Source organism: Rhizobium sp. KDH_Rht_773_N (genome assembly GCF_052946295.1).
In genome coordinates this window covers 34,485-59,570 of record NZ_CM129525.1, presented here as the reverse complement: position 1 = coordinate 59,570, position 25,086 = coordinate 34,485, and the positions used below count along the sequence as shown (strand labels likewise).

Sequence of the window (25,086 nt, the reverse complement as noted above, 5' to 3'; positions counted from 1 at the left end):
AACGTGCCAACATTTTCGCCTAGTCTTGAGAAGGCGCTCCATCAGGCACTGACCTTTGCCAACGAGCGGCACCATGAATATGCGACGCTCGAGCATCTGTTGCTCGCCCTGATCGACGATGCCGATGCGGCAGCGGTCATGGGTGCCTGCAATGTCGACCTCGACGCGCTCCGTAAAACGCTCCTGGAATATGTCGATAACGAACTCTCCAACCTGGTCACCGGCTACGACGAGGATTCCAAGCCCACATCGGGCTTCCAGCGCGTCATCCAGCGCGCGGTGATCCATGTCCAGTCTTCGGGCCGCGAGGAAGTGACCGGCGCCAACGTGCTTGTCGCGATCTTCGCCGAGCGCGAGAGCCATGCTGCCTATTTCCTGCAGGAGCAGGAAATGACCCGCTACGATGCCGTCAACTACATCTCCCACGGCATCGGCAAGCGTCCGGGCTCGTCGGAAAGCCGCCCCCCGCGCGGCGCCGAAGAAGAATCCGAATCCAAGCCGACCGCACGCGGCAACGAGGAAGAGGGCGGCCCGAAGAAGCAGCAGGATGCGCTGAAGGCTTACTGCGTCAACCTCAACGAGAAGGCCAAGGGCGGCAAGATCGACCCGTTGATCGGCCGTCACGCCGAGGTGAACCGGACCATCCAGATCCTGTGCCGTCGCTCCAAGAACAACCCGCTCTATGTCGGCGATCCCGGCGTCGGCAAGACTGCCATTGCTGAAGGCCTGGCCAAGCGCATCGTCGAAGGCAAGGTGCCGGAAGCCTTGGCTGACGCCACGATCTTCTCGCTCGACATGGGCACGCTGCTGGCCGGCACCCGCTATCGCGGTGATTTCGAAGAGCGCCTGAAGCAGGTCGTCAAGGAACTGGAAGAATATCCGGGCGCCGTGCTCTTCATCGACGAAATCCACACCGTCATCGGTGCGGGTGCGACGTCGGGCGGGGCCATGGATGCCTCGAACCTCCTGAAGCCGGCTCTGTCTTCGGGCGCGATCCGCTGCATCGGTTCGACCACCTACAAGGAATATCGCCAGTTCTTCGAAAAGGATCGGGCTCTGGTCCGCCGCTTCCAGAAGATCGACGTCAACGAACCCTCGATCGACGATGCGATCGAGATCATGAAGGGCCTGAAGCCCTATTTCGAAGAGTATCACCATCTGCGCTACTCCAACGAGGCGATCAAGACTGCCGTCGAGCTCTCGGCCCGCTACATTTCGGACCGCAAGCTGCCGGACAAGGCGATCGACGTCATCGACGAGACCGGTGCGGCCCAGATGCTGCTGCCGCCCTCCAGGCGCCGCAAGCTGATCACCGAAAAGGAGATCGAAGCGACGATTGCGACGATGGCCCGCATTCCGGCCAAGACCGTCTCGAAGGACGACGAAGCCGTTCTTGCCAATCTCGAGCAGGAACTGCGCTCGGTGGTCTACGGTCAGGATACGGCGATCGAAGCCCTGTCCACCTCGATCAAGCTGGCGCGTGCCGGCCTGCGCGAGCCGAACAAGCCGATCGGCGCCTATGTCTTCTCCGGCCCCACGGGCGTGGGCAAGACGGAAGTCGCCAAACAGCTTGCCGCCTCGCTCGGTGTCGAGATGCTGCGCTTCGACATGTCGGAATACATGGAGCGGCATACGGTTTCCCGTCTGCTCGGTGCCCCTCCCGGCTATGTCGGCTTCGATCAGGGCGGTCTCCTGACCGATGGCGTCGACCAGCATCCGCATTGCGTGGTTCTGCTCGACGAAATCGAGAAGGCGCATCCGGATATCTACAATATCCTGCTGCAGGTCATGGACCATGGCACGCTGACCGATCATAACGGCAAGAAGATCGACTTCCGCAACGTCGTTCTGATCATGACGACCAATGCGGGCGCTTCGGAAATGGCCAAGGCCGCCATCGGCTTCGGTTCGTCCAAGCGTACCGGCGAGGACGAAGAGGCCCTGACCCGCCTGTTCACGCCGGAATTCCGCAACCGTCTCGACGCGATCATCCCGTTCGCGCCGCTGCCGACGGCCGTCATCCACAAGGTCGTGCAGAAGTTCATCATGCAGCTGGAAGCCCAGCTTTCCGAACGCAACGTCACCTTCGACCTGCACGAGGATGCGATCGCCTGGCTGTCTGAAAAGGGTTACGACGAGAAGATGGGTGCCCGCCCGCTGGCTCGCGTGATCCAGGAAAACATCAAGAAGCCGCTGGCGAACGAAATCCTCTTCGGCAAGCTGAAGAAGGGCGGCGTCGTCAACGTCACCGTCGGCCCGAAGGAGGACGGCAAGTCCGGTCTTATTCTGGAAGCCATTCCGGAAACGGCGCCCATCAAGCCGAAGCCGGAGGCCGAGCTGGTTCATCAGGAAGCGATCGACGAGGATGATGGCGAGCTGAAGACCAAGCCGGTCAAGAAGACCAGGGCCAAGACCGTGCCGCAGCCGGAGCCCGAGGTCCGCGACGCCCCCAAGAAGGGCTCGACGGTTCCGAAGGTGCCGCGCAAGAAGTAGGCTTTGAATAAGACGAATGCGAAAGGCCGCTGCGAGGCGGCCTTTTTATTTGCGCAGGAAAAGGCTTGAGGCGCGGCCCCGGCACGCTCCGCAACGTCAGAGCCTGGCGTAGTCGATTTCCAGGAAGTCCGCGACTTCGGGCACCCAGCGGTCGCGCACGAAGGCCACATGCCGCGGGTGGGTGTTGTAGGCGTCGTAACCGGCCTGATCCTCGAACTCCATCGAGAAGCCGAAGGTGAAATCGTTCTTCGGGCTCGTCTGACGGAGTTGCTCGAAATTTCGCACGCTTGGGATCTGCTTGAGCGTCAAAGCCTCATCGAGGAAAGCCTTCTCCTCGGCAGAGCCCGCGGCATGCTTCAGGCGGAACGCAACTGTGTGGCGGATCATGGTTTCCTCCTAAATCGATGAAGTAATTCAGTATATTTTAAAGCGGGGCGGCCTGCCCTTACGCGAGTTCCGCCTTGATCTTCTCTGCGTGGGCGGCGAGCACCGCGCCATCCTCCATCTTGCCGGAATGCGGCTTGAGCGCCACGCCGGCATGCCGCGGGATGACGTGGAAATGCAGGTGGAAAACGGTCTGGCCGGCGGCCGGTTCGTTGAACTGGGCGATGAACACGCCATCTGCGTCGAACGCTTCCTTGACCGCATTGGCCATTTTCTGCACGACCGTGATCGTATGGGAAAGCGAGGCCGGATCGGCATCGAAAATATTGCGGGAAGGCGCTTTCGGCAAGACCAGCACATGGCCGGGCGCCTGCGGCATCACATCCATCAGGGCGACGGTCATGTCGTCTTCGTAGACGCGATGTGACGGGATTTCGCCGCGCAGGATCTTGGCGAAGATATTGTTGTCGTCATAGGCGGCGCTGGTCATGGCGAAATCTCCTCATGTTTTCTTGGATCGCGTAGCGCGGCGGGGCCAAGCGCGTCAATCCTCCTGCAGCCGTTCGCCCTTGCGGAAGGGCGTGTGTTCGGCAAGCACCTCATTCATATATTCGACATCCTCCCGCTCGCGCTCGAGATAGTCGGCGACCGCGCGCCGCAATCCCGCATGGGCGATATAATGGGCGGAATGCATTGTCACCGGCAGATAGCCGCGCGCGAGCTTGTGTTCGCCCTGCGCACCGGCCTCCACCTTCTTCAGGCCCTTTTCCAGCGCGAAGTCGATGGCCTGGTGGTAGCAGACCTCGAAATGCAGGAAGGGATGGTCCTCGATGCAACCCCAGTGCCGTCCGTAGAGCGTATCGCCGCCGATGAAGTTGATGGCGCCCGCGACATAGCGGCCGTCGCGTTTTGCCATGACGAGCAGGATGTCGTCGGCCATGCGCTCGCCGATCAGCGAATAGAACTTGCGCGTCAGATACGGCCGGCCCCATTTGCGCCCGCCCGTATCCATATAGAAGGCGAAGAACTGGTCCCAGATGTTTTCGGTCAGGTCTCGTCCGGTCAGCCAGTCGATGGTAATGCCGTTCTCGACCGCCGTCCGCCGCTCCTTGCGCAATGCCTTGCGCTTGCGGGAGGCGAGCGTCTCCAGGAATTCATCGTGGTTGGCATAACCTTCGTTGATGAAATGGAACTGCTTGTCGGTGCGGTGCAGATAGCCGTCGGTCTCGAAGACCGACATTTCGTCCTCCGGCACGAAGGTGATATGGGCCGAGGAAACATCGAGGCGGCGCACGACCTCTTTCAGGCTTTCCGCCATCGCATTCTGGATCGGATGCCGTTCGAAACCCTCGGCGACGAGCAGGCGAGGCCCGGTGGCTGGCGTAAAGGGGATCGAACATTGCAGCTTCGGATAGTAGCTGCCGCCGGCCCGCTCGAAAGCGTCGGCCCAGCCGTGGTCGAAGACATATTCGCCCTGGCTGTGGTTCTTGAGATAGCCGGGCAGGGCGCCGACCAGTTCGCCCTTGTCCGTCTCCAGCAGCATGTGATGGCCAAGCCAGCCGGTCTGTGCCGTGGCCGAGCCGGATTCTTCCAGCGACGAGAGAAAGGCATGCGAGACGAAAGGATTGTAGGCGACGGTGCCGCAATCCTTCGACGCCCCCGAAAGCCTGGACCAGCGCTCGGGGGAAATGGCGGTGAATGATCGCTCGATGCGAATGGAAAGTTCGTCTGACGATTGGTCTGTCATGAAGCAAATGCGAAGCCGTTGGGGGGAGGGAGCGGGCTCCCTCCCAGTCTGCGCACGATCTTGTTCAAAAAGCGAGCGTCAAACCGCCGCGCGCGGATCGAAGCCTTCGAAAGTCATCTGATCGGCATTCTCGAAAGTATGCTTGCGGGCTTCTTCGTCGCGCACCGTCCAGGTGATGACAGGAATGCCCTTGCCGCGCTGGCCGCTGATAAAGGAGTTCGGCAGGTCGGCATAATAGTAGGAGATGAAGTCGAGGCCGAAGGCCATCGCCTTCTCATGCGTGGCATAGTCTTCCGGCGTATTGCCGTTGGCCGTCAGGCCGACCGGATAGGGCGCGTTCAGGTCCTTGAGATCTTTCAGCAGCCAGTGGTCGAAGCTCATCAGCGCGACCTTGCCCGCATAGCCTTCCAGCACGTCCAGAACCGCTTCCGCAAAGCCTTCGTCGTCGGCTTCGCGGCCCTTGAGTTCCAGCACCAGCGGCACTTTGCCCTGCACGAGGTCGAGAAGCTGCTTCAGCGTCGGCACCTTGTCCGCGGTGCCGCCGACGGCGATCAGCCCGAGCTCCCTGGAGGTCCGTTCCCGCACGTCGCCTTTGAGGTTGCAGAGACGTTCCATATCTTCGTCATGGAAGATGACCGGCACGCCGTCGGATGCGTAATGCAGGTCGCATTCGATGGCAAAGCCCGCTTCGACGGCGCGGGAGAAGGCCGAAAGCGTGTTTTCCCAGATGGCTTTGTTGAGGTCGTGATAGCCGCGATGCGCAACCGGCAGCTCTTTGATCCAGGCGGCATTCGTCATTAGGCGATTTCCATGATAGCATCGATTTCGACGGCGGCACCGAGCGGCAGGGCCGCCATGCCGACGGCGGCGCGGGCATGTTTGCCGGCTTCGCCGAGCACGTTGGCGATCAGGTTCGAGGCGCCGTTGATGACAAGGTGCTGCTCGACGAATTCCGGTGTCGAGGCAACGAAGCCGTTGAGCTTGATGACGCGGCGGATGCGGCCGAGATCGCCGCCGAGTGCGGCCTTCGCCTGCGCGAGAATGTTGATGGCGCAAAGCTCTGCGGCGCGCTGGCCGGCGGCGACATCGACGTTCCTGCCGAGATGGCCCGACACCGCGACCTTGCCGCTTTCGAGCGGCAGCTGGCCGGAAATGGTGAGCAGATTGCCGCTGATGACATACGGGACATAGTTGGCGGCAGGTGCGGCAGCTTCGGGCAGGGTTATCCCCATTTCCGACAGACGCGCGGCGATTTGATCGGACATTTTCGTCTCCGCTTTTGTTGTCAATTCTTCAAAAATTATGCATCAAGACTAGAATCTTTAATGTGACAGTTTCGAGCCTCGATTTGGCCGCCTCGATTTGGCCGAAAGCGTTCTTATAACATCGCGGACGAGTCCAACAGGAGTTAATGAATGTTCCGATCGTTACTTGCCGCTCTTCTCCTCGCGAGCGTTTCCGCCAGTGCTGTGGCGGCTGCGCCGGCGACGAGCGCTGCGATCGCGACCGGGCTCGTCGCTCACCGCGCCGTTTACGATCTGGAACTGAAGGACGCTTCCGAACGTTCCGGCATCGCCTCCATGTACGGCCGCATGGTCTATGAGTTCGACGGCAATTATTGCGAAGGGTTCACCACCAATTTCCGCTTCGTCACCCAGATCGACACGGGCGACAACGTGCGTGTCAGCGACCAGCAGACCAGGACCTACGAAAGCCTGAAGGACGGCAAGTTCACCTTCGACACCAAGTCCTTCACCGATGACCAGCTCGACAAGGAAGTCAACGGCGCGGCGGAAGACAAGCCGGAAGGCGTGAAGGTCGACCTCACCCAGCCGGCAAGCCGCGAGTTGCAGCTTGAAGAAAGCCGCTTCCCCACCGAGCACATGCTCGACGTCATCCGGAACGCCAAGGACGGCAAGCGCTTCTTCGAGGCCCGCGTCTTCGACGGTTCCGACGACGGCGACAAGTCCCTGGTGACGACGACCATCGTCGGCAAGCAGGAGACCCCGGTCACGGACGAGGCCGATGCCGGCAATGCCGGCCAGTTCGCCAGGGCCGCTTTCTGGCCGGTGACGATCTCCTATTTCAACGAGAATGCCAAATCCGACACGCTGCCGGTCTACCGCATGTCGTTCAAGCTCTATGAGAACGGTATTACCCGCGACCTGACGATGGACTACGGCGATTTCGTTCTGACCGGCAAGCTCACCAAGCTCGAACTGCTGGACAAGAAGGCCGCGCCGACCTGCCAGTAAAGCGGCATGGTCATAGGCTGGCCTGTTGCTGGCGGGTTGCGCAGCCCGCATCCATGTCATTGCCACGCGACCGCAGGCAGATTTTTCAGCGAAAGCCTTGCTTTTGCGGAGAATCGAATGTAAGGGCACCCGCATTCCACACGTAAGGCATGGGATCGTCCGGGAGAAATCCGGCTTTTCCGCCCGGTGGCGTCCTCAAAGAGGATGCTGTTCGCCTTGCGGAGGTTCAACCGGAAAAGGAGTAACAAGGCATGGCATTGCCTGATTTTTCCATGCGTCAGCTTCTCGAAGCAGGCGTCCACTTCGGCCACCAGACGCATCGCTGGAACCCGAAGATGAAGCCGTATATTTTCGGCGATCGTAACAATATCCACATCATCGACCTGGCCCAGACCGTTCCGATGCTGTCGCGCGCCCTGCAGGTCGTGTCCGACACCGTTGCTCGGGGCGGCCGTGTTCTCTTCGTCGGCACCAAGCGTCAGGCTTCCGAGCTGATCGCTGACTCGGCCAAGCGTTCCGCCCAGTACTACGTCAACTCGCGTTGGCTCGGCGGCATGATGACGAACTGGAAGACGATCTCCAACTCGATCCAGCGCCTGCGCAAGCTCGACGAAATCCTCGCCGCCGAGCAGTCCGGCTACTCCAAGAAGGAGCGCCTGAACCTCGAGCGCGAGCGCGAAAAGCTCGACAAGGCCCTCGGCGGTATCAAGGACATGGGCGGCACGCCGGACCTGATGTTCATCATCGATACCAACAAGGAAAAGATCGCGATCGACGAAGCCAAACGCCTCGGCATCCCGGTCGTCGCCATCATCGACTCGAACTGCGATCCGGACCTGATCGACTATCCGATCCCGGGCAACGACGACGCCTCGCGCGCCATCGCTCTCTACTGCGACCTGATCGCCCGCGCGGCCATCGACGGTATCGCCCGTCAGCAGAGCGGATCGGGCCGCGACCTCGGCGCTTCGACCGAAGTTCCGTTCGAGCCGGCGCTCGATGAGGCGAGCGAAGCCTGATAAAAGCGGGTGGAGCAAAAGCTCTGCCCAAGCTTGCAAAGATTGGGAAAGGCCGCTCGCGACTCTCAGAAGTTCGGCGGCCTTGCCCGTTTCAGGCGGAAGCCGCGACTGCTTTCGCCTCCACGAATTCTGTATGGCGCGTCTTCATAACGCTGTCATACATACAGGTACATTTCGTGCCTCAATCCGGTGCCGCACCGCCTTCCGCGGGCCACCGTATGAACCGACAAGAGGAAGCTTATGACCGAGATTACGGCTGCACTGGTGAAGGAACTGCGCGAAAAGTCTGGCGCAGGCATGATGGACTGCAAGAAGGCGCTGACCGAAACCAACGGCGACATCGAAGCCGCGATCGACTGGCTGCGCGCCAAGGGCATTTCCAAGGCCGACAAGAAGTCCGGCCGTGCCGCCGCTGAAGGCCTGGTTGCCATCGCCGGCGCAGGTCACAAGGCTGTCGTCGTCGAGCTCAACTCCGAAACCGACTTCGTCGCCCGTAACGACGCCTTCCAGGACCTCGCACGCGGCATTGCCGAAGTTGCGCTCTCCACCGACGGCACGGTCGAAGCCATTTCCGCTGCGACCTATCCGGCATCCGGCAAGCCGGTCGCCGACACCATCAAGGAAGCGATCGCGACCATCGGCGAGAACATGACGCTTCGTCGTGCGGCCAAGCTCGAAGTCGAGCACGGCGTCGTGGCGACCTACATCCACAATGCTGCCGGCGACGGCATCGGCAAGCTCGGCGTTCTCGTCGCGCTGAAGTCGGTCGGCGACAAGGCCGTCCTGACCTCGATCGGCCGCCAGATCGCCATGCACATCGCTGCCACCAACCCGCTGGCGATCCGTGCCGAAGAAGTCGATGCCGCCGTCGCCGAGCGCGAGCGCAACGTCTTCATCGAGCAGTCGCGCGAATCCGGCAAGCCGGAAGCCATCATCGAAAAGATGGTTGAAGGCCGCATGCGCAAGTTCTTCGAAGAAGTCGCTCTTCTCTCGCAGTCTTTCGTCATCAATCCGGACCTGACGGTCGGCGCCGCGATCAAGGCAGCCGAAAAGGAAGCCGGCGCTGCGATCGAAATCACCGGCATGGCACGCCTCCTCCTCGGCGAAGGCGTCGAGAAGGAAGAGACCGACTTCGCGGCCGAAGTCGCTGCTGTCGCCAAGGGTTGATCCTTCAGCCATATTTGGGAAAACCGAAGGGCATCGCGTGACAACGCGGTGCCCTTCGTGTATCGGGCAATTGCGGCAATATACGAGGAGCCAACATGACGTCGGAACCAATCTATAAACGTGTTCTACTCAAGGCTTCCGGGGAAGCCATGATGGGTGCCCAGGGCTTCGGGATCGACGTTGCGGTGGCAGACCGCATCGCCTCCGATATCGCCGATGCAAGGCAGATGGGCGTTGAAGTCGGCGTCGTCATCGGCGGCGGCAACATCTTCCGCGGCGTGGCGGTTGCGTCCAAGGGCGGAGACCGCGTCACCGGCGACCACATGGGCATGCTCGGCACGGTCATCAACGCGCTGGCACTCGCCACTTCGCTGCGCAAGCTGAACATCGATACGGTGGTTCTCTCGGCAATCTCCATGCCGGAAATCTGCGAGAGCTTCTCGCAGCGCGCGACACTCTATCACCTGTCTCTCGGCCGGGTGGTGATCTTCGCCGGCGGCACCGGCAACCCCTTCTTCACCACCGATTCCGCGGCCGCGCTTCGCGCCGCCGAAATGGGCGCCGAGGCGATCTTCAAGGGCACGCAGGTGGACGGCATCTACACGGCCGATCCGAAGAAGGATCCGGACGCGACGCGTTTCGACCATCTGACCCACAAGGAGGTTCTCGACCGGGGCCTCGCCGTTATGGACGTGGCTGCTGTTGCTCTGGCGCGCGAAAATTCCATTCCGATCGTTGTTTTCTCGATCCACGAGAAAGGACGTTTCGCTGAAATCTTGACGGGTGGTGGTCTCAAGACCATCGTATCCGACAACTGATAGGGAGCTGCGCCGCCGCCGGTGCAAATCCTCTGAGACGGGAGAATAGGTATGAGTGAAGGTGTCGACATCAAGGAACTGAAGCGCCGCATGGATGGCGCCGTTTCCGCATTCAAGAGCGATATTGCATCGCTGCGCACGGGGCGTGCTTCGGCCAACATTCTCGATCCGGTGACGGTCGAAGCCTACGGTTCGCGCATGCCGCTGAACCAGGTCGCCAACATTACCGTGCCCGAGCCGCGCATGCTGACGGTCTCCGTCTGGGACAAGAGCATGGTCGGCGCCGTGGACCGTTCGATTCGCGAATCGAATCTCGGCCTGAACCCGATCGTCGACGGCCAGAACCTCCGCATCCCGCTGCCGGAACTCAACGAAGAGCGCCGCAAGTCTCTCGTCAAAGTGGCGCACGACTATGCCGAAAAGAGCAAGGTTGCGATTCGCCATGTTCGCCGCGACGGCATGGACGGCCTTAAGAAAGCCGAAAAGGATGGCGTAATCGGCCAGGACGAAAGCCGGGCACAGTCGGACCGCGTCCAGAAAATGACGGACGAGACGATTTTGGAAATCGACCGCTTGCTTGGCGAGAAAGAAAAGGAAATCATGCAAGTCTAGTATACTTGCGTCCTCGCCAAGAAAGACCGGACGAAAAATGTCGGAGACCTCATTTTTGACTGTGCCAGAACATGTTGCCATCATTATGGATGGCAACGGCCGTTGGGCAAAGCAGCGCGGCCTGCCACGGACGATGGGACACCGCAGGGCGGTCGAGACCGTTCGCCAGACCGTGCGCACTGCCGGCGATCTTGGCATCAAATATCTGACGCTTTTTGCCTTCTCGTCGGAGAACTGGCGTCGCCCGGAGGCCGAGGTCACCGATCTCCTCGGCCTGTTGAAGGCCTTCATCCGCAGCGACCTCGCCGAGTTGCACCGGCAGAACGTGCGCATCCGTGTGATCGGCGACCGCGTCAACCTGCGCAGCGACATCCTCAAGCTTCTGCTGGAAGCCGAGGAGACCACCAGGGCCAATACGGCGCTGACGCTTGTCATCGCCTTCAACTACGGCTCGCGCGATGAGATCGCCCGCGCCATGATGAGCCTTGCCAAGGACGTGGAGGAGGGGCGCCTGAGGTCGCAGGATATCACGCCGGCCCTCATCAACGCCCGGCTCGATACGGCCGGCATCCCGGACCCGGATCTCATCATCCGCACCAGCGGCGAGGAGCGCCTGTCCAACTTCCTGCTCTGGCAGGCCGCCTATTCGGAATTCGTCTTCCTGCCGGAATATTGGCCGGATTTCAGCCGCGAGCTCTTTCTGTCGGCACTTGAGAAATTTGCCTCGCGCGATCGCCGCTTCGGCGGTCTTTCCGCGCAGGCCGCGGCAGTGAACACCTGATGAAGCAGGAACTGAAGCTCCGCATCGTTTCAGGTCTGTTTCTCGCGATCGTCGTTCTTGCCGCCACATTGTATGGCGGCTTTGTCTTTCGCATCCTGGCCGCGGCCATCGCGCTGCTGATCTATTACGAATGGTCTGCCATCACGGGTATCGCCCGCGACCCGGTCACGAATGTGCTCGGCTGGGTGGGGCAGGGGCTGGTTGCCCTGCTCGTGCTGGCCGGTTCGTTCGAATATGCGCTCGGAATGCTGATGGCCCTGACCGCTCTCGGCATCGCCATGGTCTTCCTGCATCGCGCCAGCCGCTGGTTCGCGCCGGGGCTTTTATATGCCGGCGGCACGGGACTGGCGCTTGCCGCCATCCGTGGCGACGGAACGCTCGGGCTCTATGCGATGCTGTTCATTTTCGCTGTGGTCTGGGCGACCGACATTCTCGCCTATTTCGTCGGGCGCGCGATCGGCGGTCCGAAGCTTGCCCCGCGCATATCGCCCGGCAAGACATGGTCGGGGGCGGTCGGCGGCGCCATTGCCGCCGTCATCGCCGGGGCCGTCATCGTCCATTTTTTCCTGCCGGAAGCGCAGGATCGCGCCGCGGTGATCGCGCTCGTCCTGTCCGTCTTCAGCCAGTCGGGCGATCTTTTCGAGAGCTTCATCAAGCGAAAATTCGGCGTGAAGGACTCCAGCCGTCTCATTCCGGGCCATGGCGGCGTCATGGACCGTGTCGACGGACTGATTTTTGCCTGTTTTTCGGCGTTCTTGCTTGCTGGCCTTTTTTCGCTGATAAAGGGCGGTGGAACGACGTCGCTCGGCGCGGCATTGTTCGGCCTTTGATCGTTGCGGCCAGATAGAAGCCAGATAGAAGAAGGAACTCATGGAAGCGGTGACCGGAATATTCGGTTTTTTGACGGGCTATATCGTCCCCTTCGTCATCGTGCTGTCGCTGCTCGTCTTCGTGCATGAGATGGGCCACTATCTGGTCGGGCGCTGGAGCGGGATCCGTATCCTCGCCTTTTCCGTGGGCTTCGGCCCGGAGATTGCCGGTTTCACCGATCGTCACGGAACGCGCTGGAAGATCTCGGCAATCCCGCTCGGCGGCTATGTCCGCTTCTTCGGCGACGAGGATGCGTCCAGCAAGCCGGATACGGACAAACTGGCGTCGATGACGGACGAGGAGCGCGAGCGTTCCTTCGCCGGCGCAAAGCTGTGGAAGCGTGCCGCAACCGTCGCAGCCGGCCCGATCGCCAATTTCATCCTCGCCATTGCCATCTTCACGGTCCTGTTTTCGATCTACGGCCGCACCGTGTCCGATCCCGTCGTCGCCGAAGTCAAGCCGGATAGCGCGGCTGCCGCAGCCGGCGTCCTGCCTGGCGACCTGCTCGTTTCCATCGACGGCACCAAGGTGCAGACCTTCGACGACGTGCGCCGCTATGTCAGCATCCGCCCGAACCAGAACATCGTCGTCACAATCGAGCGGAACGGCGAAAAGATGGATCTGCCGATGGTGCCGCAGCGCACCGATATTACCGACCAGTTCGGCAACAAGATCGAGGTCGGCCTGATCGGAATCGTCACGAACGAAGAGGTCGGCCACTTCCGTCTGCAGACGTTCACGCCGCTGGAAGCGCTGCATGAAGGCGTGCTCCAGACCTGGCATATCGTGACCGGGACCTTCAAATATATCGGCAATCTGCTCACCGGAGCGATGAAAGCCGACCAGCTGGGCGGTCCGATCCGCGTGGCGCAAGCTTCGGGCCAGATGGCTACGCTTGGAATAGGCGCGCTGCTGCAGCTTGCTGCTGTTTTGTCAGTTTCGATTGGATTGCTGAATTTGATGCCGGTTCCGGTACTTGATGGCGGCCACTTGATGTTCTATGCGGTGGAAGCGGTTAGGGGAAGGCCGCTGGGTTCTTCGGCTCAGGAAATTGCGTTTCGCATTGGCCTGGCCATGGTGCTTACATTAATGGTTTTTGCGACCTGGAATGACATTAGTGCGCTCATCGGATAGCGCGTATGAGTAAAGGAAAATTACTGTTTATTTACGATGTTTCAAAGCTGTAGTGGCGAATGGGTCACGCTTCGAAATGAAGTAAACAGAAATTAACGAGCTCCCTTGCTTGTATGTCAAAAGCGGGTAAAACGACACACGTGGCCGGAATCGGGAGGCTTTCCCGGGGCCGGAGACGAGGGAAAAAAGGTAATGGGTGAAATGAAGGCTGGTTCAAGGTTTTTGAACGCAGTATCGGCGATTGCGCTGTCTGCTGGTGTTGTTGCTTCTGGCGCAGGTGCTTTGACTTTCGTTTCGGCTACGGCTGCGGAAGCTGCCGTCATTCAGCGGATCGATGTGCGCGGCGCGAGCCGCGTCGGTGCTGAGGCTGTTCGGTCGAACCTCACCATTACCCCTGGCAAGAGCTTCTCCAACACCGATATCGACGACTCCGTAAAGCAGCTTTACGGCACCGGTTATTTCTCCGACGTCAAGATTTCGGTTTCCGGCAGCACCCTCGTCGTCAATGTTCAGGAAGCGCAGCTCGTCAACCAGGTCGTCTTCAACGGCAACCGCAAGGTCAAGGACGACAAGCTGGCAGCCGTCGTCAAGACGCACGCCGCAGGTCCCTACAGCGATGCGCAGATCCAGGCCGATATCGCCGCGATCAAGGAAGCCTATGCCGCGACCGGCCGCAGCGAAGTCGAAGTGACGACGCAGGTCGTTCCGCTCGGCGAAGGCCGCGTCAACCTCGCTTTCGTCATCAATGAAGGCGACCGCACCAAGATCGCTGCCATCAATTTCGTCGGCAACAATGCCTACAGCGCCGGCCGCCTCGCCGCCGTCATCCAGACCAAGCGTTCCAACTTCCTCTCGTTCCTGACCCGCAAGGACGTCTACAACGAAGACAAGCTGCACGCCGACGAGGACGCGCTGCGCCAGTTCTATTACAATCGCGGTTATGCCGACATGCGCATCGTCTCTTCCGATGCCGCTTTCGATGAAGCCACGAACAAGTACACGCTGACCTTCAACATCGAGGAAGGCCCGCGCTACGATTTCGGCCCGGTCAGCGTTCAGTCGACCGTCGAAGGCGTCGATGCCCAACAGCTCCAGTCGCTCGTCCAGACCCGCGAAGGCCAGGTCTACAGCGCCAAGGAAGTCCAGAAGTCCATCGAGGCGATTTCGGATCAGGTTGCTTCGGCCGGCTATCCCTTCGCGCGCGTCACGCCGCGCGGCAACCGCGACCTGAACAACAACACGATCGGCGTCGAATATCTCGTCGACCAGGGCGAGCGCGCCTATGTCGAGCGGATCGAAATCCGCGGCAACAGCCGCACGCGCGATTATGTCATCCGCCGCGAGTTCGATCTCAGCGAAGGCGACGCCTTCAATCAGCAGATGATCACCCGCGCAAAGCGCCGTCTTGAAGCGCTCGGCTACTTCTCCTCGGTCAACATTTCGACCCAGCCGGGCAGCTCGCCCGACCGCGTCGTCATCGTTGTCGACGTGCAGGATCAGTCGACCGGTTCGTTCGGCATCGGTGCCGGTTACGCGGCCGGCGGCGACGGCCTGCTGCTCGAAGCGTCGATCGAAGAAAAGAACTTCCTCGGCCGCGGCCAGTATATCCGCGTTTCGGCCGGTGGCGGTCAGGAAGGTTCGCGCGCTTACGGCATCAACTTCACGGAACCTTATTTCCTCGGCTATCGTCTTGCCGCCGGTTTCGACGTCAATCACAGCGAGACGTCGAGCAACGACAATTACGACTACGAAGAAACCAGCGTGGTTCTGCGCGTAACGGCGCCGATCACCGAAGATCTGGCGACGACGTTCCGCTATAACTACAAGCAGATGAAGTATGACGGCGACACGGCCGACCTGTCTGCGACCTATGCAAACCTCGTCGACGAAAGCCCGTGGACGCGCTCGTCGATCTCGCAGACGCTCACCTACAACACGCTCGACGATACCGTCCTGCCGCGTGAAGGCATCTATGCGACTGCGACGCAGGAAATTGCCGGCCTTGGCGGTGATTCACAGTATTACAAGATCTACGGCAAGGCCCGTTACTACCATCTGCTCGCTGACGACGCCGACATCATCGGTTCGGTCTCGGCCTCGGCTGGTTATGTCGTCGGCTTCGGTGATCACCTGAACGTCTTCGACCAGTTCACGCTGACCAACTCGGATATTCGTGGCTTCGAGAACAAGGGTATCGGCCCGCGCATTGCCGGTGTTAACGACGATCCGCTCGGTGGTACGACCTACTTCACGGCGTCGGCCGAAGCGACCTTCCCGATGCCGGGCTTCCCGCGTGACTTCAACCTGCGCGGCGCCGTCTTCGCAGATGCCGGCACGCTGTTTGGCAACGATGTCGAGCTCCTCGGTTCGGATACCGAAGAGGGCGATGGCTCGTCGCTGCGCGCCTCGGTCGGTCTTGGCCTGATCTGGCAGTCGCCCTTCGGCGCGCTGCGCGTCGACTACGCGATCCCGGTCGTGAAGGAAGACTTCGACAAGACCCAGCGCTTCAAGTTTGGCATTAACAACCAATTCTGATATCGGCAGTCCGGAACTGTAAATTTCAATTCCGTTCTGGAGTTTTGCCGATGGAGCAAAATAATTTTTTTCTGCCCCATGAAGGCGTGAAACTCGTCGAGTTGGCGCAATTTCTTGGGGCAGAGCTTGGCAATTCCGCTCATGGCGACGTCATCATTCGCTCTGTGTCCCCGATAGCGAGGGCGCGGGCGGGGGATATCTGTTATATCCTGTCTCGCCGCAATCGTGACGAGCTGCTGACCTGCGAGGCTTCGGCCGTGATCTGCGACAAGGCGCTGGCCGCGCTGGTGCCGTCGCATATCCCTGTCGTGATCTCCTCCAATCCGCATGCTGCCTTTGCGATGGCCGGCGGCTATCTTTATCCGGCAGCGCTCAAGCCCGTGACTTTTTCGTCCGGCGAGACCGAGATTGCGCCAAGCGCAGTCGTCGATCCGACCGCGCGGCTTGAAAAGGGCGTGATTGTCGAGCCGATGGCGATCATCGGCCCCGGCGCGGAGATCGGCGAGGGCACGCGCATCGGCGCCCAGTCGATCATCGGTCCCAACGTCAAGATCGGCCGCAACGGTTCGATCGCGACGGGGGTCAGCATTCTCTGCGCGCTGATCGGCAATGGCGTCATCATCCACAACGGCGTCCGTATCGGCCAGGATGGATTCGGTTACGCGCCAGGCCCGCGCGGCATGATCAAGATCGTCCAGATCGGTCGCGTGATCATCCAGGACAATGTCGAAATCGGCGCCAACACGACGATCGATCGCGGCGCCATGGACGACACCGTCATCGGCGAGGGAACCAAGATCGACAACCAGGTCCAGGTCGGCCACAACGTCCGTATCGGCCGCCATTGCGCGATCGTTTCGCAGGTCGGTCTTGCCGGCAGCACAATCGTCGGCGACGGCGTGCAGATCGGTGGACAGGTCGGCCTCAAGGGACATATCACCATAGGGGATGGCGTGCAGATCGCCGCAAAGAGCGGCGTGATGACCGATCTCGCTGCGGGCGGCCGCTATGGCGGAATACCTGCACGTCCTCTAAATGAATATCTGAAAGACGTTGCCCAGCTCATGGCTAAGTCCGGAGTGCGCGGAAAAAAAGGAGGCAAGAATGACTGAGGAAGCAGCCAGCACGCTTTCTTCGGCTGATATCCTGGAGATCATGAAGCTTCTGCCGCATCGCTATCCGTTTTTGATGGTCGACAAGATCGTCGATATCGACGGTGACAATGCCGCCGTGGGCATCAAGAACGTAACGGTCAACGAACCGCATTTTACCGGCCACTTCCCCGAAGCGCCGATCATGCCGGGCGTCTTGCTCGTCGAAGGCATGGCACAGACGGCCGGCGCGATCTGCGCCAAGAAGGAAGGCCAGACCGGCAACCTCGTCTACTTCATGACGATCGACAATGCGCGCTTCCGCAAGCCGGTCGTGCCGGGCGACCGCGTTGAATATCACGTGCAGAAAATCAAGCAGCGCGGCAATATCTGGAAATTCCATTGCGACGCGAAGGTCGATGGCGCGCTTGTCGCCGAGGCCGATATCGGCGCGATGATCGTACGTAAGGACAACGCATGAGCATGATTGCCGAAAGCGCCAGAATTCATCCGATGGCCGTGGTCGAAGACGGTGCCACGGTCGGTGAAGGCGTAGTGATCGGCCCGTTTTGCCATGTTGGTCCCAAGGTCACGCTTCAGGATAATGTCGAACTGATCAGCCATGTGGTTGTTCTCGGCCTGACGACGGTCGGCAGCGGCACGCGCATATTCCCCTCGGCGGTCATCGGTGGCGACTCGCAGAGCGCCCGTCACAGCGCCGTCGATACGACCCTGATCATCGGGCGCAATTGCACGATCCGCGAAGGCGTGACGATGAATACCGGCACCGTCGAACATGGCGGTTCGACCGTCATCGGCGACAACAGCCTTTTCCTCGCCTATTCGCACGTCGCCCATGATTGCCGGGTCGGCAACCATGTCATCATGTCGAACAACGTCATGCTGGCCGGCCACGTGTCTGTCGGCGATCATGCGATCATCAGCGGCGGCGCGGCCGTGCACCAGTTCACCCGTGTCGGCAAATATGCCTTTGTCGGCGGTCTTTCGGCCGTAAGTTACGATGTCATTCCTTATGGCATGCTGAACGGCAATCCCGGCATCCTGAGCGGACTCAATGTTGTCGGCATGACGCGCGCCGGCGTTGATCGCGCTGTCATTCACACGGTTCGCCGCGCCTACAAGGCGATCTTCGAGGGACCCGGTTCAATCCGCGAGAATGCCGCCCATATTCGCAATGAATATGCCGATTGCGAGCAGGTGATCGAAATCCTCGATTTCATTGCAGCAGAGAGCGATCGCGCTTTGTCTTCGCCGAGCCGGGGGCAGAAGGGCTGATCCGTGGCTTCCGCTGGCGACACCGCTGAAGGCCGGCTGGCGATCATTGCCGGCGGCGGCCTTCTGCCATCCTATGTCGCCGAGGCGGCGCGTTCGGCCGGCGAAAACCCCGTTATCGTGATCTTGAAGGACGAGGGCGACCGTCGCTGGGACGGTTTCGACCACGCCACGATCGGTATCGGTGATTTCGCAGCCCTGGACAGGCTCTTCAAGAAATACCGCATCGACCGCGTCGTCATGTCGGGCAGCGTGCGCCGCCGGCCGGAATGGCGCGAGGTGCGGCCGACGCTGAGGATATTGCGCAAGGTTCCCTCTGCCATTCGCACGCTCCTGTCGGGCGGGGACGACACGGTTCTGCAGATGGTCATCAAGTTGATCGAAGGCGAAGGACTGCGCGTGGTCGGCGCGCACGAGATCGCACCCGATCTTCTCGCCACCGTCGGCCCTCTTGGCGCCATTGCGCCTGGCGATGACGACCGGCGCGATATCGCCCGTGCCGGCGAGGCGGCAGATGCGCTTGGCCGTCTCGATATCGGGCAGGGTGCCGTTTCGATCGGCGGCCGTGTTGTCGCAACGGAAGGCCTGGAGGGCACCGACGGCATGCTTGAGCGTGTCGCAGCGCTCAGGGCCGCCGGCCGTATTTCGCCGCGCCGGCGCGGCGTGCTCGTCAAGCTTTGCAAGCCGCAGCAGGACATCCGCGCCGATCTGCCGGCAATTGGCGTCTCCACTGTTCTCAACGCCAAGGCCGCCGGCCTCGCGGGGGTCGCGATCGAGGCTGGCCGGTCGCTGGTGCTGGATCGAGACGCACTCGTCAAGGCGGCCGACGAGAACGGTCTTTTTGTCTGCGGTATCGATAAGGGCCTGCCGGGATGGGGGCTTTAATGAACGACAGGCCGCTGAAGATCGCCGTCATAGCCGGCGAAGTCTCCGGCGATCTCCTGGGCGCCGATCTCATTGTCGGACTGCGGAAGCTTCATTCGGGGCCGATCGAGCTTGTCGGCGTCGGCGGCGAAGGGCTGCAGGGTCAGGGACTGACATCGCTCTTCGATTTCTCCGAACTTTCCATCATGGGCATTACGCAGGTTCTGGCGAAGCTGCCGAAGCTGGTTTCCCGCATCCGGCAGACGGCCGCGGCGATCGTTGCGGCAAAACCCGACATCCTGCTCATCATCGACAGCCCGGATTTTACCCATCGCGTCGCCAAGCGCGTGCGTGCCGCGCTGCCCGATCTGCCGGTCGTCAACTATGTCTGCCCCAGCGTCTGGGCCTGGAAGGAATATCGCGCCCAGCGCATGCTCGCCTATGTCGATCATGTTCTGGCCGTCCTCCCGTTCGAACCGGAAGCGATGCAGCGCCTCAACGGCCCGCAGACCACCTATGTCGGGCACCGCCTGATTGCCGATCCCGCACTTCTGGAGACCCGCCGCCGTCGTGACGGCCGGCAGCCCGGCAATGGCTCGATCCTGCTTCTTCCCGGCTCGCGTTCGTCCGAGATCAGAAAGCTTCTTCCCTATTTCGAGGCTGCTGCGAATGAACTCGTCGCCCGCAACGGGCCGATGCGCTTCATTCTGCCGACCGTCACGCACAAGGAAGCGCTTGTGCGGGAGTTGACGGCGGGGTGGGCGGTCAAGCCCGACATCGTCGTCGGCGCCGAGGCCAAGTGGAACGCCTTCGCCGAGGCCGACGCAGCCATGGCGGCGTCCGGCACGGTGATCCTTGAACTGGCCCTTGCCGATGTTCCCGTCGTTTCTGCCTACAAGGTCGACTGGATCATGCGCATGCTGACCTCGGGCATCAAGACCTGGACGGGCGCATTGCCCAACCTGATCGCCGATTACGCGGTCGTGCCGGAATATCTGAACGACATCGTTCGCGGCGCAAGCCTCGCGCGCTGGATGGAAAGGCTGTCGGCCGATACCTATCAGCTCAAGGCGATGAAGGAAGGCTATGAGCTGATCTGGCAGCGCATGCGGACGGAGCGGCCGCCCGGAGAACATGCGGCCCAGATCGTGCTCGACGTTCTCGCCAACAAAAAACCCGGCCATTCCTGAACTGCCCCCCGAAGTTGGTTGTCCAACTTTCGGAGGGCAGTTCATTCTGACCGGGTTCTTTTGTCCTGTCGCAGCGCTTAGCGCTTGGAAACCGGCACGTAGTCGCGCTTCGGTTCGCCGATATAGAGCTGGCGCGGACGGCCGATGCGCTGTTCCGGATCTTCGATCATCTCGTTCCACTGTGCGATCCAGCCGACGGTGCGGGCCAGAGCGAAGAGCACGGTGAACATGGTCGTGGGGAAGCCCAGAGCCTTCAGCGTGATGCCGGAGTAGAAGTCGATGTTCGGATAGAGCTTCTTCTCGATGAAGTAGGAGTCGGTCAGGGCGATGCGCTCCAGCTCCATGGCCACTTCGAGAAGCGGATCGTCCTTGATGCCGAGTTCGCCGAGAACTTCATGCGTGGTCTTCTGCATGATCTTGGCGCGCGGATCGTAGTTCTTGTAGACGCGATGACCAAAGCCCATCAGGCGGAACGGATCGTTCTTGTCCTTGGCGCGGGCGATATATTCCGGAATGCGGTCAACCGTGCCGATTTCCGTCAGCATGTTGAGGGCCGCTTCGTTGGCGCCGCCGTGGGCGGGACCCCAGAGGCAGGCGATGCCGGCGGCAATGCAGGCGAACGGGTTTGCGCCCGACGAACCGGCCAGACGGACCGTCGAGGTCGAGGCGTTCTGCTCGTGGTCGGCATGCAGGATGAAGATGCGGTCCATGGCGCGCGACAGCACCGGGTTGACCACATATTCTTCGCAGGGAACGGCAAAGCACATGCGCAGGAAGTTGGACGCGTAGTCCAGATCGTTCTTCGGGTAAACGAAGGGCTGGCCGATATGGTACTTGTAGGCCATTGCGGCAAGCGTCGGCATCTTGGCGATCATGCGCAGGCTGGCGACCATGCGCTGGTGCGGATCGGTGATGTCGGTGGAGTCGTGATAGAAGGCCGAAAGCGCGCCGACGCAGCCGCACATGACGGCCATCGGGTGCGCGTCGCGACGGAAGCCGGTGAAGAAGCGGCTCATCTGCTCGTGCACCATCGTGTGATGGGTAACGCGGTAGTCGAAGTCCTTCTTCTGAGCGGCAGTCGGCAATTCGCCGTAGAGCAGCAGGTAGCAGACTTCAAGGAAGTCGCCGTGCTCGGCCAGCTGCTCGATCGGATAGCCGCGATGCAGGAGAACGCCTTCATCACCGTCGATATAGGTGATCTTCGATTCACAGGATGCGGTTGAGGTAAACCCGGGATCGTAAGTGAAGGAGGTCGTGTTTTTATAGAGTGCACCGATATCGATGACGTCAGGTCCGACCGTGCCTTTTCGCACGGGCAGATCGACAGATTTGTCACCGATTTTGATTGTAGCGCTTTGATCCGTCATGCTGATCCTCCGGAGTGGCGGTGGCGCCGCAAAAGCGCCATAAGAGTTAAGCGTCCTCAGCGATAGCTATATGATCGGGAAGCTAATGCCAAGTTACCGTGATGCCATTTTGTGCATCGCGGCATCATCTTTTAGGCACTGCAGCGATGAGCTGGATGCATATCAGAACACCATGATTTGACTGGATTTTTCGCTTCCCTGATTTTTCCTCGTATTTCAATCGATTATTGTTTGCTCCTTTTGATCTCAGGTTGCATTCTGCCGGTCTGCGGGGGCGGGTCCAGGCGATTATGACGGGGTTGGAGACAAGACAGCGGCAGGCGAAATCCATCGATGAAAAGATGGATTTTATTGGCGTTGCCCCGCGCGCCATTGTGACGCAACCGGTCCGGACGCAAGCCGCGACACCCTTTCCATGGCGACTGGCGGCCGTTGCGAAACGGTACGTCTCCTTGTCCGTGCATATGGCGGCCGAGGAGGCCGGTCACGGCCGCCTCATCCTCTTCTCGCCGGTCTTCCTGGGGGCGGGTGCCGCCACCTGGTTTCTGACAGGCTCGGACTTTCCGACCGTCTTGCTCGGTCTCTGCCTGCTTGTCCTCCTTGTCGCCGTCACGGTCTGCGGCCATGGCCGGACGAAATTGCGGGCGACATTGCTTGGCCTGCTTCTCTTTGCCGGCGGCATGTTTTCGGCACAGGTCGAAACCTGGCGGGCAAGGACCCTGATCCTCGATTCAGCCGTCACGACGACCGTGACCGGCCGCATCGAGCGCCGGGAAGGCGATGGCGAGGGACGCTGGCGTTATATTCTCAAGGTCAACGGCACAAGCGCACCCGAGATCAGGCGTCCGCCCGAACGCGTCTCCGTGCTGGCGCGTGGCGCGGCCCGGCCCTTCGAACTCGGCGACATCATCGAGGGCAGGGCGCGGCTGACGCCTCCGGCGGGGCCGGCGCTCCCCCATCTCAACGATTTTGCCTTCAGCGCCTATTTCGACCGCATTGGCGCCAACGGCTTCTTCTATGGGGCGCCGAAAAAGGTGGCGGAACAGTCGGAGCAGGCAGGCTCGCTCGATGAGGCCGTCCTGGAGTGGCTCTATCGCCTGAGAAGCGGCATCGGCGATCGGATCCGCTCCACCCTGCCCGGCGACACCGGGGCCTTTGCCGCCTCCCTTGTCACCGACGAGAGACGCGCGATCTCGGATGAAACGACGGAAGCGTTGCGGCAATCCGGCCTTGCCCACATTATCGCAATCTCCGGCCTCAATATGGCGCTCTCCGCCGGCATCTTCTTCGTCGGCCTGCGTGTCGTCCTCAGCCTGTTTCCCGGCATTGCCCAGGCGTGGCCGACCAAGAAGATCGCGGCCGCCGGCGCGCTCGCTGCGGTAACCGCCTACTATCTGATCTCGGGTTTTGCCGTCTCCGCCGAACGCGCCTTCATCATGATGGCGATCATGCTGGTCGCCGTCTTCTTCGACCGGCCATCGATCAGCCTTAGAAACGTGGCGCTGTCCGCTCTCGTGATCCTCGCTGTCTCGCCATCGGAAGTGCTGGGACCAAGCTTCCAGATGTCCTTTGCCGCCACGCTCGCACTTGTCGCCGGCTACGATCTCTGGAAGCGGCGGCCGATGCGTGAGAACGCTCTTGCCAGGCTGCCGATCATGAAGCCGATCTCCATGGTTGGCAGCTTCTTCGGCGGCGTTTTCCTGACGTCGCTGATCGGCGGCTTCTCGACGGCACTGTTTTCGATCGAGCATTTCCACCGCCTGACGGCCTATGGCCTGCCGGCAAATCTTGCGGCCATGCCGGTCATTTCCTTCATCGTCATGCCGGCGGGCATGCTGGCAATGCTGCTGATGCCCTTCGGCCTGGACGGCTGGCTGTGGCAGGTGGCAGGCTTCGGGCTCGATCTGGTGATCACGATCGCCAAGGCGATCGCGGGGTGGGGCGGCAATATAGATATCGGCCGCTTGCCCGGCTGGTATTTCCCGACAGCCGTCTCCGGCTTTCTGCTGCTGACGCTGCTCAGAACGGGGCTGCGGCACATGGGAACAGCAATTGTCGCGGTCTCCACGCTTGCTGTGGCCGTTCTCCCGTCCGGTGCGGCGCCCGATATCGCCATCTCAGAGGATGGCGGACTCGTTGCCATAGTCGATGGAGAGGCGATGGCTTCAAACCGTGAGAAGCCGCCCGCCTTCATCTTCGAACAATGGCAGCGGGCGCTTGCCCTCGAAGAGCACCGCAAGCCGGTAATGCTCCAAGCCGCCAAGGCGCCCGCCGCGCCTGACGGCAAACGGTTGCAGCTTTCGCCGGATCAGCAGAATGAAGCCAGAGAGGCGATGCGACAGGCAGCCGACACCGGCCCTCCCTCGCGTTTCTCCTGCCTGAAGGGCGCCTGGTGCAGCGTCGCGCTCGCCAACGGAAAGAGGCTGACCGTCGTCGACAATGCCGCCCATCTCGGGCCGGCCTGCGATACGGCCGATATTGTCGTGACCCCCGTCCGGCTGCGCTTCGACCGCTGCCGTTCCGGCGCGCTGCTCTTTACCGGCGAAACGTTGCGCAGGACAGGTTCCGTCGAACTTCGGTTCACAGCCGACGGAGTCGAGGCCACCACCGCATTCGACACGTTGCAGCGCCCCTGGATGCGTCACCGCGCCTATGACTGGCGAAGCAATACATTCGCGGACGCCGGCCTGTCACCGGTCAGTGATAGCGGCGAATGAGGCCGACGAGCTTGCCCTGAACCTTGACGCGATCCGGCGGGAAAATGCGGGTCTCGTAAGCCGGGTTTGCAGCCTCGAGCGCAATCGATGCGCCCTTGCGGCGGAAGCGCTTGAGCGTCGCTTCCTCGTCATCGACGAGTGCAACGACGATATCGCCGGGATTGGCCGTGCTGCCATTGCGGATGATGACCGTGTCGCCATCGAAAATGCCGGCTTCGATCATCGAATCGCCGCGAACTTCCAGCGCATAATGTTCGCCGGAGCCGAGCATATCGGTCGGAACCGTGATGTCATGCGTATTGTTCTGGATCGCCGAGATCGGCACGCCGGCGGCGATGCGCCCCATGACGGGAACGGAGACCGAATTGCCGTTGTCGGCGGCAGGTGCCGGCTTGGCCGAGGCGGGAGGCGCCACAGGCTGCGGCTTGCCGAGACTGCCCTCGATGACGCTCGGCGAAAAGCCGCGGCGGGGTTGCAGGCTCGGGCTGTAGGCTTCCGGCAGTTTGATGACTTCGAGCGCTCGCGCCCGGTTCGGAAGCCGGCGAATGAAGCCGCGTTCCTCGAGTGCCGTGATCAGCCGGTGAATACCGGATTTCGAGGCCAGATCCAGGGCGTCCTTCATCTCGTCGAAAGACGGCGGAACGCCTGACTCCTTCATCCTTTCGTGAATGAAAAGAAGGAGTTCCTGTTGTTTGCGCGTGAGCATGGCGTGTAACCCCAGTCTTGAAACAAATCCAGAACGGACACTA

Annotated in this window: 23 protein-coding genes; 16 read left to right on the top strand and 7 right to left on the bottom strand. The window is 61.1% G+C overall.

From position 1 onward, the window contains the following. Positions 1 to 3 precede the first annotated feature (3 nt). Positions 4 to 2,493 carry an ATP-dependent Clp protease ATP-binding subunit ClpA gene (clpA, locus tag ACU8HS_RS00295; protein ID WP_112704860.1) on the top strand — a complete coding sequence of 830 codons (2,490 nt, stop codon included), beginning with the start codon at positions 4 to 6 and terminating at the stop codon, positions 2,491 to 2,493. 96 nt (positions 2,494 to 2,589) lie between these two features. Here the strand turns inward: clpA and ACU8HS_RS00290 are convergent, their stop codons facing one another. The 5 genes from ACU8HS_RS00290 to ACU8HS_RS00270 all read right to left on the bottom strand — a co-directional run bounded on the left by ACU8HS_RS00290 (position 2,590) and on the right by ACU8HS_RS00270 (position 5,889). Continuing rightward, positions 2,590 to 2,880: a Dabb family protein gene (locus tag ACU8HS_RS00290; RefSeq protein WP_447015205.1), complete on the bottom strand. Its 291-nt coding sequence runs from the start codon at positions 2,878 to 2,880 to the stop codon at positions 2,590 to 2,592. A gap of 58 nt (positions 2,881 to 2,938) precedes the next feature. Continuing rightward, a complete protein-coding gene (locus tag ACU8HS_RS00285) occupies positions 2,939 to 3,367 on the bottom strand; it encodes an HIT family protein (protein ID WP_112568082.1) in 429 nt (142 codons plus the stop codon). A 54-nt stretch (positions 3,368 to 3,421) separates the two neighbouring features. Further along, positions 3,422 to 4,624, bottom strand: coding sequence for a GNAT family N-acetyltransferase (locus ACU8HS_RS00280; protein WP_447015204.1), 1,203 nt, complete (start codon positions 4,622 to 4,624; stop codon positions 3,422 to 3,424). Between the two features lie 78 nt (positions 4,625 to 4,702). Then, entirely contained in the window at positions 4,703 to 5,422 is a 720-nt protein-coding gene (locus ACU8HS_RS00275; RefSeq protein ID WP_112704858.1) for a glycerophosphodiester phosphodiesterase, read from the bottom strand. After that, entirely contained in the window at positions 5,422 to 5,889 is a 468-nt protein-coding gene (locus ACU8HS_RS00270; RefSeq protein WP_112568076.1) for a RidA family protein, read from the bottom strand. The genes ACU8HS_RS00275 and ACU8HS_RS00270 overlap by 1 nt, the downstream gene beginning before the upstream one ends. A 150-nt stretch (positions 5,890 to 6,039) precedes the next feature. Here ACU8HS_RS00270 and ACU8HS_RS00265 point away from each other — a divergent pair, with 150 nt between their 5' ends. From ACU8HS_RS00265 to lpxB, 14 genes are all read left to right on the top strand, one after another. Then, the gene (locus ACU8HS_RS00265; RefSeq protein WP_112568074.1) at positions 6,040 to 6,879 is read left to right on the top strand and encodes a cell envelope integrity EipB family protein; all 840 of its coding nucleotides are present in this window, start codon (positions 6,040 to 6,042) and stop codon (positions 6,877 to 6,879) included. A gap of 251 nt (positions 6,880 to 7,130) precedes the next feature. Next, entirely contained in the window at positions 7,131 to 7,898 is a 768-nt protein-coding gene (gene rpsB, locus ACU8HS_RS00260) for a 30S ribosomal protein S2 (protein WP_112568072.1), read from the top strand. A 240-nt stretch (positions 7,899 to 8,138) separates the two neighbouring features. After that, positions 8,139 to 9,065 carry a translation elongation factor Ts gene (gene tsf, locus ACU8HS_RS00255; protein WP_112704857.1) on the top strand — a complete coding sequence of 309 codons (927 nt, stop codon included), beginning with the start codon at positions 8,139 to 8,141 and terminating at the stop codon, positions 9,063 to 9,065. A 95-nt stretch (positions 9,066 to 9,160) separates the two neighbouring features. Continuing rightward, positions 9,161 to 9,883: a UMP kinase gene (gene pyrH, locus ACU8HS_RS00250; protein WP_112568068.1), complete on the top strand. Its 723-nt coding sequence runs from the start codon at positions 9,161 to 9,163 to the stop codon at positions 9,881 to 9,883. A 51-nt stretch (positions 9,884 to 9,934) separates the two neighbouring features. Beyond that, complete coding sequence (gene frr, locus ACU8HS_RS00245) at positions 9,935 to 10,495, top strand: ribosome recycling factor (protein WP_112568066.1); 561 nt, start codon at positions 9,935 to 9,937, stop codon at positions 10,493 to 10,495. Between the two features lie 37 nt (positions 10,496 to 10,532). Further along, positions 10,533 to 11,276, top strand: a complete 744-nt coding sequence (locus ACU8HS_RS00240; protein WP_112568064.1) for an isoprenyl transferase — start codon at positions 10,533 to 10,535, stop codon at positions 11,274 to 11,276. Further along, positions 11,276 to 12,106, top strand: a complete 831-nt coding sequence (locus tag ACU8HS_RS00235; protein ID WP_447015203.1) for a phosphatidate cytidylyltransferase — start codon at positions 11,276 to 11,278, stop codon at positions 12,104 to 12,106. The genes ACU8HS_RS00240 and ACU8HS_RS00235 overlap by 1 nt, the downstream gene beginning before the upstream one ends. Before the next feature lie 40 nt (positions 12,107 to 12,146). Then, positions 12,147 to 13,280 (top strand): RIP metalloprotease RseP, encoded by a 1,134-nt coding sequence (gene rseP / locus ACU8HS_RS00230; protein WP_112568060.1) that lies wholly within the window; start codon positions 12,147 to 12,149, stop codon positions 13,278 to 13,280. 201 nt (positions 13,281 to 13,481) lie between these two features. Continuing rightward, positions 13,482 to 15,815, top strand: a complete 2,334-nt coding sequence (bamA, locus tag ACU8HS_RS00225) for an outer membrane protein assembly factor BamA (RefSeq protein ID WP_112704960.1) — start codon at positions 13,482 to 13,484, stop codon at positions 15,813 to 15,815. Between the two features lie 50 nt (positions 15,816 to 15,865). Then, positions 15,866 to 16,927, top strand: coding sequence for a UDP-3-O-(3-hydroxymyristoyl)glucosamine N-acyltransferase (gene lpxD, locus ACU8HS_RS00220; protein ID WP_112704855.1), 1,062 nt, complete (start codon positions 15,866 to 15,868; stop codon positions 16,925 to 16,927). Then, positions 16,920 to 17,387 carry a 3-hydroxyacyl-ACP dehydratase FabZ gene (fabZ, locus tag ACU8HS_RS00215; RefSeq protein ID WP_112568056.1) on the top strand — a complete coding sequence of 156 codons (468 nt, stop codon included), beginning with the start codon at positions 16,920 to 16,922 and terminating at the stop codon, positions 17,385 to 17,387. The genes lpxD and fabZ overlap by 8 nt, the downstream gene beginning before the upstream one ends. Beyond that, a complete protein-coding gene (gene lpxA, locus ACU8HS_RS00210; RefSeq protein ID WP_162702966.1) occupies positions 17,384 to 18,202 on the top strand; it encodes an acyl-ACP--UDP-N-acetylglucosamine O-acyltransferase in 819 nt (272 codons plus the stop codon). Before fabZ ends, lpxA begins: the two co-directional genes overlap by 4 nt. 3 nt (positions 18,203 to 18,205) lie before the next feature. Further along, complete coding sequence (locus tag ACU8HS_RS00205) at positions 18,206 to 19,084, top strand: LpxI family protein (RefSeq protein ID WP_112754370.1); 879 nt, start codon at positions 18,206 to 18,208, stop codon at positions 19,082 to 19,084. Continuing rightward, entirely contained in the window at positions 19,084 to 20,253 is a 1,170-nt protein-coding gene (gene lpxB, locus ACU8HS_RS00200; RefSeq protein ID WP_447015202.1) for a lipid-A-disaccharide synthase, read from the top strand. Before ACU8HS_RS00205 ends, lpxB begins: the two co-directional genes overlap by 1 nt. 77 nt (positions 20,254 to 20,330) lie before the next feature. Here lpxB and gltA read toward each other — a convergent pair whose 3' ends face one another. Then, the gene (gene gltA, locus ACU8HS_RS00195; protein WP_112568050.1) at positions 20,331 to 21,620 is read right to left on the bottom strand and encodes a citrate synthase; all 1,290 of its coding nucleotides are present in this window, start codon (positions 21,618 to 21,620) and stop codon (positions 20,331 to 20,333) included. 290 nt (positions 21,621 to 21,910) lie between these two features. On the opposite strand from gltA, the gene ACU8HS_RS00190 reads away from it, so the two are divergent. Next, entirely contained in the window at positions 21,911 to 24,337 is a 2,427-nt protein-coding gene (locus ACU8HS_RS00190; RefSeq protein WP_447015201.1) for a ComEC/Rec2 family competence protein, read from the top strand. On the opposite strand, the gene lexA is transcribed toward ACU8HS_RS00190, so the two are convergent. Further along, complete coding sequence (lexA, locus tag ACU8HS_RS00185) at positions 24,318 to 25,043, bottom strand: transcriptional repressor LexA (protein WP_112568048.1); 726 nt, start codon at positions 25,041 to 25,043, stop codon at positions 24,318 to 24,320. The genes ACU8HS_RS00190 and lexA overlap by 20 nt on opposite strands. Positions 25,044 to 25,086: the final 43 nt, after the last annotated feature.